General features: G+C 59.3%; 11 protein-coding genes. All 11 read left to right on the forward strand.

Features of this window, described 5'->3' with window-relative positions:
- Nucleotides 1–4: 4 nt before the first annotated feature.
- The 11 genes from BW978_RS03185 to BW978_RS03235 all read left to right on the forward strand — a co-directional run bounded on the left by BW978_RS03185 (nt 5) and on the right by BW978_RS03235 (nt 11,672).
- Nucleotides 5–523 (forward strand): flagellar basal body-associated FliL family protein, encoded by a 519-nt coding sequence (locus BW978_RS03185; protein WP_076392126.1) that lies wholly within the window; start codon nt 5–7, stop codon nt 521–523.
- The gene (gene fliP / locus BW978_RS03190; RefSeq protein ID WP_076392128.1) at nt 520–1,257 is read left to right on the forward strand and encodes a flagellar type III secretion system pore protein FliP; all 738 of its coding nucleotides are present in this window, start codon (nt 520–522) and stop codon (nt 1,255–1,257) included. Before BW978_RS03185 ends, fliP begins: the two co-directional genes overlap by 4 nt.
- A gap of 249 nt (nt 1,258–1,506) precedes the next feature.
- On the forward strand, nt 1,507–2,385 hold the full coding sequence (locus BW978_RS03195; RefSeq protein ID WP_076392130.1) for a flagellin N-terminal helical domain-containing protein: 879 nt from the start codon (nt 1,507–1,509) through the stop codon (nt 2,383–2,385).
- 402 nt (nt 2,386–2,787) lie between these two features.
- Nucleotides 2,788–3,747, forward strand: coding sequence for a flagellin N-terminal helical domain-containing protein (locus tag BW978_RS03200; RefSeq protein WP_076392132.1), 960 nt, complete (start codon nt 2,788–2,790; stop codon nt 3,745–3,747).
- Between the two features lie 222 nt (nt 3,748–3,969).
- Nucleotides 3,970–4,929, forward strand: a complete 960-nt coding sequence (locus tag BW978_RS03205) for a flagellin N-terminal helical domain-containing protein (RefSeq protein WP_076392134.1) — start codon at nt 3,970–3,972, stop codon at nt 4,927–4,929.
- A 305-nt stretch (nt 4,930–5,234) separates the two neighbouring features.
- Nucleotides 5,235–6,194: a flagellin N-terminal helical domain-containing protein gene (locus tag BW978_RS03210; protein ID WP_076392136.1), complete on the forward strand. Its 960-nt coding sequence runs from the start codon at nt 5,235–5,237 to the stop codon at nt 6,192–6,194.
- A 261-nt stretch (nt 6,195–6,455) separates the two neighbouring features.
- Nucleotides 6,456–7,103 (forward strand): GTPase, encoded by a 648-nt coding sequence (locus BW978_RS03215; protein ID WP_076392138.1) that lies wholly within the window; start codon nt 6,456–6,458, stop codon nt 7,101–7,103.
- Entirely contained in the window at nt 7,100–8,422 is a 1,323-nt protein-coding gene (locus tag BW978_RS03220) for a MotB family protein (protein WP_076392140.1), read from the forward strand. Before BW978_RS03215 ends, BW978_RS03220 begins: the two co-directional genes overlap by 4 nt.
- Before the next feature lie 2 nt (nt 8,423–8,424).
- Nucleotides 8,425–9,747, forward strand: coding sequence for a chemotaxis protein MotC (gene motC / locus BW978_RS03225; RefSeq protein ID WP_076392142.1), 1,323 nt, complete (start codon nt 8,425–8,427; stop codon nt 9,745–9,747).
- Between the two features lies 1 nt (nt 9,748).
- Entirely contained in the window at nt 9,749–11,167 is a 1,419-nt protein-coding gene (locus BW978_RS03230) for a flagellar hook-length control protein FliK (RefSeq protein WP_076392144.1), read from the forward strand.
- On the forward strand, nt 11,115–11,672 hold the full coding sequence (locus BW978_RS03235) for a transglycosylase SLT domain-containing protein (protein ID WP_076392146.1): 558 nt from the start codon (nt 11,115–11,117) through the stop codon (nt 11,670–11,672). Before BW978_RS03230 ends, BW978_RS03235 begins: the two co-directional genes overlap by 53 nt.
- Nucleotides 11,673–11,820: the final 148 nt, after the last annotated feature.

Below are 11,820 nucleotides of genomic sequence, written 5' to 3' on the forward strand. Positions count from 1 at the left end.
GGACATGGAAGACGGTCAGGAAGGCCAAGGCAAGAAGAAGTCCGGGCTGATGGCACTCGTCATCCCGCTCGTGGTCCTCACCGTCGTCGGTGGCGGTGGCGGCTGGGTGATCGGCAACATGCTCGCACCTCAGGTGAAGCAGGCCGAGGACGCAGCCAAGGCCGCTGAAGCGGCGGCCGGTGAGAAGGGTGGCGATGCCAAGAAGGACGAGGAGGGGCTTGCTCCCATCTCCACGGAGGCGAACGGCGTGGTCGCTCTTGAGCCGATCACCACAAACCTCGCATACCCGTCGGAAAACTGGATTCGACTCGAGGTCGCGCTGATGTTCAACGGCCCGCCGGATGTCCAGATCGCCGAAGCGGTTCACCAGGACATCATGGCCTATCTTCGGACCGTATCACTGCAACAGGTCGAGGGCCCGCGCGGCTTTCAATATCTCAAGGATGACCTTCAGGAGCGAGTTGACCTGCGCTCGGAAGGCCGCGTATCCAAGGTGATGTTCAGAACGCTCGTGATCGAATGATTCGGTTTCTCTTCCTCGTCGCTGTCATGATGATGGCGCCGCAACTGGCTGTGGCCCAGCAGTTGCCGACGGATATCTTCAACACCCCGATCGATGGGTCGGTGGCGGCGTGGATCATTCGTACCTTCGGTCTGCTGACGGTGCTCTCGATCGCACCCGGCATTCTGATCATGGTCACGAGTTTCCCGCGTTTCCTGATCGCCTTCTCCATTCTCCGCTCCGGCATGGGGCTTGCCACCACGCCGTCGAACATGATCCTGACCAGCATGGCGCTGTTCATGACCTTCTATGTCATGGCCCCGACCATGGACCGCTCCTGGCGCGAAGGCGTTCAGCCGCTCATCAACAATCAGATCACCGAAGCTGAGGCCGTCGCCCTCATCGCCGAGCCGTTCCGCGCGTTCATGACGGCGAACACGCGCGACAGGGATCTCGCGCTGTTCGTCGATATTGCCAATGAGCGCGGCCAGGCAACCATAGTGGACGGCCAGGTCGACTACCGCGTGCTCATACCGGCCTTTATGCTGTCGGAAATCCGACGCGGCTTCGAGATCGGCTTTCTGATCATCCTGCCCTTCCTCGTCATCGACATGGTGGTGGCAACCATCACCATGGCCATGGGTATGATGATGCTGCCGCCCACCTCGATCTCGCTGCCGTTCAAGATCCTGTTCTTCGTCTTGATCGACGGCTGGAACCTGCTCGTCGGCAGTCTCGTCCGGTCGTTCGTTTAAGTTAACCATCCCCGCTTACGGTTGATTCACCACGCTCCCTTACGGGCGGTTTACCACGTCATCAGCGCCCCCTGAACTACCTTCAAATGTAAAGAAGTTGGCAAGGATTGGCTGCGAGTTTGGAGCTCGCACGACGGGTCTGGTAGCAACGAAAAAATACCAAAAGGCATGATGCCGAACGTCCGTGACCGGTAAGTTTTATAGTCCGGTATGTCCCCTCTTGTATCTCGTTTTTAAGGGACAAATCCTATGGCCAGCATTCTGACCAACTCCAGCGCGATGTCCGCGCTCTCTACCCTGCGCTCCATCGCTTCCGGCATGGAATCGACGCAGAATGCCATCTCGACCGGCATGAAGGTCTCCAAGGCATCCGACAACGCTGCGTACTGGTCGATCTCGACGACCATGAAGTCCGACAACATGGCCCTGAAGGCTGTTCAGGACGCCTTGGGTGTAGGTGCCGCCAAGGTCGATACGGCCTATGCTGGTATGGATGCCGCAATCGACGTCGTCAAGGAAATCAAGGCGAAGTACGTTGCAGCGACTGAGCAAGGTGTCGATCGTGCGAAGGTGCAGGAAGAAATCACGCAGCTCCGCGACCAGCTGGTCTCGATTGCTCAGTCCTCGTCGTTCAATGGCGAAAACTGGCTCATGAACGATCTCACGGGGGTTACTGCTAAGACCGTTGTAACGGGCTTTGTTCGCGCAAATGACGGTACGACTGAAGTTACGACGTCCAGCTACACGCTGTCCGCAACCAACGTTCTGATGACGGACGATACCGGTGGTGGCGGTATTCTCGACGAGGTCTTCGGTCTCGCAGCGATGACGGCGGCCACAACAGACGCCGAGGTCGCTACTGCACTCGAGGAAGTCGAATCGGCATTGACGGAAATGACGTCTGCTGGTTCCCAGCTCGGTTCGCTTTCGAAGCGCATCGACCTGCAGGACAGCTTCGTATCCAAGCTGTCTGACGCCATCGAGCAGGGCGTCGGCCGTCTGGTGGACGCTGACATGAACGAAGAGTCGACCCGCCTCAAGGCCCTGCAGACTCAGCAGCAGCTGGCGATCCAGGCGCTCTCGATCGCGAACAACGACTCGCAGAACATCCTGTCGCTCTTCCGTTAATCGCAAGATCAAGTCGGCCCTTAAGGGCCGGCTAGACTGTCCCGACGCCGATATGCCTTGGTGGCTGACCAGAGGCGTGCGAAGGGAAGGCTTAACCCTCCGGTGGCTGAACCGGAACGGAAGCTACACGAAGGCCGCGTTCGGAAACGAACGCGGCCTTTGCGTTTTATTAATCATGATCTGCTACGCGCGCGTACGCGCGAAGGTTGCAAAAAAAATCCAAAATCCGCCATTCTGTCATTTCGTTTAGGCCTTCATTAACCTTGATGGTTTTATCTAAGCCTATCGAAGCGGCGAGCTAACTTATACATTTCAGCCAGTTAGCAGGCATGATGCTGTGCGCCGTTACCGGTGAGACCGGAATGTCCCTTCTTAGTCAGCCATTCAAGGGGCAACACTACTATGACGAGCATTCTTACCAATATCGCCGCGATGTCGGCACTCCAGACGCTGCGCACGATCGGCAGCAGCATGGAAGACACCCAGGCCCGCGTCTCCTCCGGCATGCGCGTCGGCGAAGCCTCCGACAACGCTGCCTATTGGTCGATCGCCACCACCATGCGCTCCGACAACATGGCCCTGTCGGCTGTCTCTGACGCTCTCGGCCTCGGCGCTTCCAAAGTCGATACCGCCTACGCAGGTATGGAATCCGCGATCGACGTCGTGAAGGAAATCAAAGCGAAACTTGTTACGGCGACTGAAGAAGGCGTGGACAAGAAAAAAGTCCAAGAAGAAATCGACCAGTTGCAGGATCAGCTTCTTGCGATCGCTCAGTCGGCATCGTTCTCCGGAGAGAACTGGCTGGTTGGAGAATCGACGCTGGGTGCGGACACTCCCGGCACAAATCCCGATATGAACGTTGTATCTGGCTTTGTGCGTGACAACACGGGCGTCTCGGTCAAGGTTACAAACTATGCCTTGGACAATACCGCGACCGGCAATACGCTTTTCGGATCTATCGATGCGACCACTGGCGTACCTGACGCCTCGGGTATCCTTGGTACCGTCGGCACCGGTACAGTGACGGAATCCGTATACACGCTTGATATCAACACGTTCACCGATCCGCTGACGGTCGCAACTCAGATGGCGGATGCATTGACGCTCGTTGAAAACGCGCTGACGTCGATGACCAGCGCTGCCGCCGAGCTCGGTTCGATCTCCATGCGTATCGATCTCCAGGAAGACTTCGTTAGCGACCTGTCCGACTCGCTTGAATCTGGCATCGGCCGTCTCGTCGACGCCGACATGAACGAAGAATCGACCCGCCTCAAGGCGCTGCAGACCCAGCAGCAGCTGGCCGTCCAGTCGCTCTCGATCGCCAACTCTTCTTCGGAAGTCATCCTCTCGCTCTTCCGTTAAGATTGAAGAGTTTGAAAATCGAAGCCGCCCTCCGGGGCGGCTTTTTGCGTTTTAACGATATTATTAGATCTCTTTAACCATGCGTTAACCATAAGCCCGTTACATGGGGTCATGTAACGATGAGTTAACCAAGACGAAGAACTGGTTAAGGGCATTAGGCCGCTTCATCGTTCCCGGAAAGACCGGGATGTCCCCAAATCTAGCCATTTAAGGGACACGACCGTGACCAGCATTTTGACGAACAACGCAGCCATGGCTGCACTTCAAACACTCCGCACGCTCGATTCAAGCATGCAGGACACCCAGGCACGCGTATCTTCCGGTCTGCGTGTCGGCGGAGCCTCAGACAACGCCGCCTATTGGTCGATCGCAACGACGATGCGCTCTGACAACATGGCCCTCTCAGCCGTCCAGGACGCTCTCGGCCTCGGCGCCGCCAAGATTGATACCGCCTATGCCGCGATGGAAAGTGCGGTTGAGGTCGTTAAGGAAATCAAGGCCAAGGTTGTTGCCGCCACCGAACAGGGCGTCGACAAGAACAAGATTCAGGAAGAAATCGATCAATTGAAAGAGCAGCTTCGGTCGATCGCCGAATCCGCAAGCTTCAGTGGTCAGAACTGGGTCGCAGGCGGCCCGGACAGCAATGCCGGTGCCGTGGAAGTGACCGTCGTATCCGGCTTCATCCGCGACTCCAACGGACAGGTCTCTGTCTCGACCACGCCTTATAGCCTCGACGGTGAAACCACTGGCGAAATGACGGTGCTGTTCGGTGGTGATAATGCCGGAGCGATTGACTACGCCTCCGGTATCTTGGGCACCGAAGGAACCTTTACCAACGCCACTGCTCAGTCTGTCGACACCCTCAATATCACTTTGTACGTGGATCCTGATGTCCAAACCAACATGCAGGAAGCGCTGGTACTTGTTGAAGATGCGCTCCAGGCAATGACCAGCGCGGCAGCCGCTCTCGGCTCCATCTCCATGCGCATCGGCATGCAGGAAGACTTCATTGCGGCTCTGACCGACTCGATCGACAGCGGTATCGGCCGCCTCGTCGATGCTGACATGAACGAGGAATCGACCCGCCTGAAGGCACTGCAGACCCAGCAGCAGCTGGCAATCCAGTCGCTCTCGATCGCCAACACCTCTTCCGAAAGCATCCTGACACTCTTCCGTCAGTAAGCGGCGCTCTGGCTAGGGGCGACTTCGTCCCGCCCTGACAGTGTCGGATGTTACCGGTGTGAATCCGCGCCTCGCAAGAGGCGCGGATTTTCGTTTGAGCCTTGCGCGAAACTTTTGGCATTTTCGTTTGGAGAACAAAAGACAGGCTCCTGCCTTGCCATGCCCTCGGTCTGTTTGTTAACTGCCGCTGTTAACGATTTGTTAACGGTGACGGGGACCGCGCTTATGCGCGTTCTGCATGATGCCCTCCCGTCTTGCCGGCGACCAGCCGGATGCGCAGTCCTGAACGCTTAGGGGCACCAAGCATGACCAGTATTATGACCAATGCGGCCGCCATGGCGGCGCTGCAGACGCTTCGTTCGATCGATACCAATCTGGAGATGACCCAGCGTCGTGTTTCGTCGGGTTACCGGGTCGAAACGGCAGCGGACAATGCCGGCTATTGGTCCATTGCCACGACGATGCGCTCCGACAACGCTGCGCTCTCGACAGTTTCCGACGCACTTGGCCTCGGTGCGGCGACCGTTGATACCGCTTACACGGCGCTCGACAATGTCGTTGACGTCATGTCCACGATCAAGGCGAAGCTGGTTGCCGCCAGCGAGCCGGGCGTCGACAAGAACAAGATCAACGAGGAAATGACGCAGCTGAAAAACCAGCTGATTTCCTCGGCCCAGTCCGCATCCTTCTCGGGTGAAAACTGGCTCTACAACACCAATGCGTTGGAGCTCGGCAAAAAGCAGGTTGTTTCATCCTTCGTCCGCGGAGCAGACGGCAGCGTTCAGGTCACGACCCTGGACTTCGAGACAGAGGAATCTGTGCTGATTGACATCGAGGATGCGTCTCGCGGCTTTCTCACCAAGTCGATTGACGCCGATGCACTGCGCAACACCGGTACCGGCGCGCGCGAGTATTACCTTCTCGATATGGGAGGGCCGACGGGCGGCGACGAGATCGCGATAGACACCAACACGAGCAAGGAAGCGCTCGACGATATGATTGCTGTCGTCGACAACGTTATTCAGCAGCTGACCGATGCCGCCGCCACACTCGGCGCGATTACAAGCCGCATCGAGATGCAGGACAACTTCGTCTCGAACCTCATGGACGTGATCGACAAGGGCATTGGCCGTCTTGTTGATGCTGACATGAACGAGGAATCAACACGTCTGAAGGCGTTGCAGACCCAGCAGCAGCTTGGCATCCAGGCACTCTCGATCGCCAACAGCAGCGCCGAAAAACTTCTGACGCTCTTCCAGCGATAAGCCTTGAACCGCTGGATGCAGAGGCATCCGGCGGTTTCGTGCCGTTCTGAAGCAGGCCGACAGCAAACCTCATTCATCTTCGCGCAAGTTTGAACCCTTAGCTTCAGGATGCGCACGTGGCATCGAGCCACTCGTGCCGAATGAGCTTTGATCGATCCTTGAAGATGAGAGAACGCGTACGGACATGCTGATGTTTGATCTTCTTCTCCTGCAAGCGCACGTCAGCCGTGTCCAATCTGTCGCCGATGGAGGCGATTGCCCATGAGCATGCCTTTGGCCCGCTATCTCAAGGACTTCTCGACGTCTGTCGCGCCGCCTGCGCCTCCGGCGCCGGCATTCGACATGCCGACGGTGGATGCCTTCGACATGGACTTTCCAGCGCTTCCCGAACCCGAGGCTGTTGACGTCGAGGGCATCAAGCGCGAGGCCTATGCCGAGGGCCATGAAGCCGGAGAGAAGGCCGCTGCGGAACGTTTCGAGGTCGACCGCCAGGCGATGGAGATCGCCCACGCCCAGGCGCTGGCCGAGCGTGACCAGAAACTGCGTGACGAATTTGCAGACCTGCTCGCGACGAAGCTGCCCGACGTGATCGAGAGGCTGTCACTTGCGGTGAGCGAGCAGGCGGCGATTGCGCTCGCTCCGGTGATTGGCGAGGCACTTGCCGAAAAGGCCGTGAAAGATCTGGCCGATCTCTTGAAGGCAGCCATAACTGCGGGCGAGGCAGGCACGATCGAGGTCAAAGGACCTCGTCTTCTGTTTGAAAAACTGCAGTCGGAGATGCCGGAGCAGACAAGTTTCCTACGCCATGTCGAGGATCCGGACCTCGATCTCTCGGCTGAATTCGGCGATGCCGCGCTCGTCACCCGCATCTCGGCCTTTACGGCGAGCCTGAAGAAAGTGCTGGCATGAGCGAAGACAATCATCACCACGGCAAGAACGAAATCATCATCGTCAAACGCCACAAGGGTGACCACGACGGTGCCCATGGTGGCGCCTGGAAGATCGCCTATGCCGACTTCATGACCGCCATGATGGCCTTCTTCCTCGTCATGTGGCTGGTCAACGCCGCCAACGAGGAAACCAAGGCCTCTGTTGCGAGCTACTTCAATCCGATCCAGCTAGCCGACGAGAAGCCCACTGAAAAGGGGCTGGAGAAACCCGTCGAGACGAGTGAGGGCGAAGAGAAGAAGGAACGCTCCCAGGTCGACGAAGACGAGGATAAGGTCGGTTCCGCCGCCGCAACCGGGGATGACCAGACGGCGTCGTCGGGTGACGAAGCCAATTATTCGGAAGCAGACTTCTTCGAAAATCCCTATTCGGTCCTGGCTGAAATTGCCCAGGAAGTCGGTCAGCAGGCCAATGTCAGCGCCAAGGGCGAAGGCGGCGCAGCCGACTCCGGCCCGTCTACCGGCGCTCAGGGCGGCGAGGCCTATCGCGATCCCTTCGATCCGGATTTCTGGACGCAGCAGGTTCAGACCGCCGTCGGTCCGCCGGGCGATCCGACGGACGCGCAGACGCCGGCCGAGCAGGCACAGACCGCACCACCTGCGGACCCCGACGCGTCTGAACCTTCGACTGAGCCAGAGCAACAGATCGCCCTCGTGGTGCCTGGTCAGAGGCCGGATCCGTCCGCCACGCCAACAGAAGCGATGACCGCTGACAAGCCTGCCGAGTCAGAAGCGTCGGAGCTCGGCCAGACCGAACAGCCGCTCGAGGATGTTGCTGAGAAGCCGGAAACCGCCGAGGCTCAGCTCGAGGTTCAGCTTGCGGCCGCGGACAACCTCAAGGCGGAAATCGAGAATGCCATCGGCGGTGCAGCCGGCAAGCTGGCCGAGGGGCTCCTCGTCACGCCGACGGAAGGTGGCTTGCTGGTCACGATCAGCGATCAAAGCGATGCTGCCATGTTCAATGTCGGCTCGGCGGTGCCGCGCCGCGAACTCGTGATTGCCATGGAGAAACTCGGCCAGATCCTGCAGGCAAAGCCTGGCCGGATCGTGATCCGCGGCCATACGGACGCCCGTCCGTTCCGCGGCACCGAGAATGACAACTGGCGGCTTTCAATGGCCCGTGCCCACAGCGCCTATTTCATGCTGGTCCGCGGCGGTCTGAATGAGGATCGTGTCGAGCAGGTCTCCGGCTTTGCAGATCGGCGCCTTCAGGTGCCGGATGATCCGCTCGCGGACGCCAACCGTCGCATCGAGATCCTGATCGAAGCGGAGCAGGGCTGACCATGCTCATCCGGCGTCTCACCCTCCGCCTGCTGCTGTCCGGTCTGACCGTCCTTTCGGTCGGATCGTTCGGCCATGCGCAGACGATAGACGAGACGATCGAGCCCTATCGCATGCTGCGCTCGCTGCAATTCGTTCAGGACACTGTGGTGCGTGGCGACCATTCTGCAGCCGACATGCAGCGGTTCATGCTGGGCACGATCGACGAACGCTTGCGCACCGCCGACCCGAAGATCTTCCAGGATCCACGCAATGTCGATGCGGCACTGATCTACGCGATGAGCGGAGGAAATCCGGCAACCCTGGAATTCCTGGTCGCCCGCGACATTGAGGGCAACTTCGACAACCGGGTCAGTGATGCACTTCGCAAGTATCTGAGCGGCAAGGGCACTCTCATTGCCAAGACCCTCGGCGACATGGCCGTCGAATACAAGAATGACAAGATCGGCCCCTATCTGGCGCTGGTCGCCGGCAATGTGACCCTGACACGGGATCCGGCCGGTGCCCTCAAGTTTTACGACTGGGCGCGTCTCACGGCGCCCGGCACCATCGTCGAGGAAGCGGCTCTGCGGCGGTCGCTTGCGGTCGCTGTCGATGCCAAGATCGTTGACAAGGCCTCGCTCTACGCCAATGGCTATGCGCGTCGCTTCCTCTATTCGCCCTATGCCAGCCAGTTCGCCGATCTGTTCGTCCGTTTTGTGGTCGAGCATTACGAGGTGCTGAAGCCCACCGACATCGAAGCCACACTCGGCTACATGGACGCGGATCGGCGCCGTGAGGTCTACCTCCGGATTGCCCGTGAGGCGGCAATTGCCGGTCGCAAGGAACTGGCGACCATGGCGGCCGAGCAGGCGAAGCTGCTTTCAGGCACGGAGGAAGGTGCCGATGCACTCGCCAAACTCTATGGCAGCCTGGTCCGCGTGCCGACCGAGAATGTCGATGATGCCATGGCGGCCTTGATGCAGCTCCCTGAAGACATGCTATCGCCCCGGGATCGTGCCTTGAGGCAGGCGGCCGAAACCATCGCAAAAGAAGTGCTGCGCAAACCCGAGCCGGTCCAGCGTTCCCAGACGCCTCCGGCTGAAGCTGTGAGTATCGACGATCCGGCACAATCCGCATCGGCTGATCCGGACCTGCAGGATCCGTTTGCCCAGCCCGAGCCGACCCCGATTGCCCAGACTGAACCGGCGCAGCCGGCTGCCAGCGCAGTTGCGACACTTCCTGCCGAGCAAACCGAGATCGACCCGGAGCTGCGCAACTTCGTTGATTCCGGACGCTCGAAGCTCGACGCGATTGACGATCTTCTCAAGAAAGAAGGCCCGTAACATGATGGACGCACTCTCAGCCCCCAGAATGCCTGCGACGGATGGCTCGGCGGCTCCGGCCGGATCGGGCCGCGCAGACAAGGCGGCGGACGACAACAGCTTCTCCAAGGTGCTCTCCAAATCCGGAGAGCAGGAGGCTGGCGCGTCGAGGCAGGATCGCACGCGCGGCGAGACTGATGCGTCTGATGCAGACGTCGATCAGCCGACAGCAAAGACGGCGACGCGGACGGGTGAGCGATCCTTCCCGGTCATCGATGATGCTTTGCTAGCAGAGCTCGATGCGCTGCCAGATGACATCTCGACGGAGGATCTTATCCGCGCTCTCGCCAAGGTGCAGGCCAAGGCTAAAGCAAACGCTGAGGGCGACAAGGAGCCTCTGGTCGAGATCGAAGGCCTCGATCCGGAGCTGAAGGCGCAATTGGCCAAGGCCATGGCGGCAGTCCGGGATCGGAAGGAAACCGGAGAAGGCGGACCGGTCGCGGCCGAAAACGCTGCAGGCGAGGCGACTGCGTCCGAAACTCCCGTGGCGGACCTTTCCGATGTGCTGCAGCTTCTGGCGGGTGGCAAGATCGAGACCACCGAGAAAGGCAAGGAGCTCGCCAAGAGCGACAAGGCGGCGAAGGACGAGCACGAAATTCTCCCCGGTAACGCCATTGATGCCAAGGCTCGTGATGCGGCCGATAGTTCGGCTTCGGAGGATGATACCTCTGGAGGCGATCGCGACTTCCGCTTCATCCGTGCGGACGGCAAGGGCCAGCCACTTGTCCTGCGCGGGGAGACGACGTCTTCTCCGGAGCAAGCCGAACAGAAGGTCGTTGAAACCGTCACGGTGGTCGATAGCCGTCGCTATATCGCTCCAGTCTCCACATCCAATGCGGCGTCGATCACCGCAGCGATGCTGGGCGACAATGAATGGCTCGGTGCCATGGCGCCCGGCTCGGAGCTCGCCAATGCCGCCGCCCAGTCCAGCCAGGGCAAGGTCGTGCATACGCTGAAGCTCCAGATGACACCTATTGACCTCGGCAGTGTCACCGCGACCCTGCGTCTGTCCGGCGAAGAGCTGAGTGTTCAACTGACCGTCGATAACCCGGCGGCCTTCCGCCAACTCTCCAACGATCAGAGCGACATCCTGAAGGCACTCCGAGCCCAGGGTCTGGTCGTCGATCAGGTCCAGGTGACCATGCAGACCTCGTCGGCCGATCGCAGCGCGGACGCCGGACAGAACGGTTCCCAGAACCAGCAGTCCGGCCAGCAGACGGGCCAACAGACATTCCAGCCCGGAAATCAGGGCAGCGAACGACAGCAGCGCGGTGACGCGCAAGGAAATACCGTGAGGATGGCGGATGAGCGTGTGGCTGATACGACGGATGTACCCGCTTCCGGCAATCGCGGCGCTCGCCCTGATCAGCTTTACGTCTGAGGCAGAGGCAAGTCGCGGCGCCTGTGAGGGCGCCATCAGCGCGGCCGCGGCCAAATACGGCGTTCCCGAAGGCATTCTCTATTCGGTCGGCCTGACAGAGACTGGCCGCAAGGGAAGCCTTGCGCCCTATGCCATGAATGTCGAGGGCAAAGCCTATTACTTCGACGATCTGGACGAGGCACTCGACGGCTTTGAGCGCGCAAGATTGGGCGGAGCGAAGCTGATCGACGTCGGCTGCATGCAGATCAATCAGCACTTCCACGGGGAGCACTTTACCTCAGTCGAGGCGATGTTTGATCCGAGACGCAATGTGGAATATGCCGCTCGCTTCCTCAGCAACCTTCACAATCGTCATGAAACCTGGACGATGGCGGTTGCGCGCTATCACGCGGGACCCAACAATGATCCCGCCCAGAAGCGTTATGTGTGCCGTGTGATCTCCAATCTGGTGGCCACGGGCTATGGAAACTGGACGCCCAATGCGCGACAATTTTGCGGTGAATAGCAACCCTTGATTGTTTGACAGCCACGATTGTGCCGATTTGCGAATTGTGGCGACACTGCGGTAGCGAGAGCTCATACAAGACCTTGTGCGAAACTTGCGTTAACTTTTCCACCGGAAAATTGTGTCCGCATAGTTAAAAACATACTAG

Origin of the sequence: Rhizobium sp. RU33A, assembly GCF_900156055.1 — a bacterium.
GTDB lineage: Bacteria > Pseudomonadota > Alphaproteobacteria > Rhizobiales > Rhizobiaceae > Allorhizobium.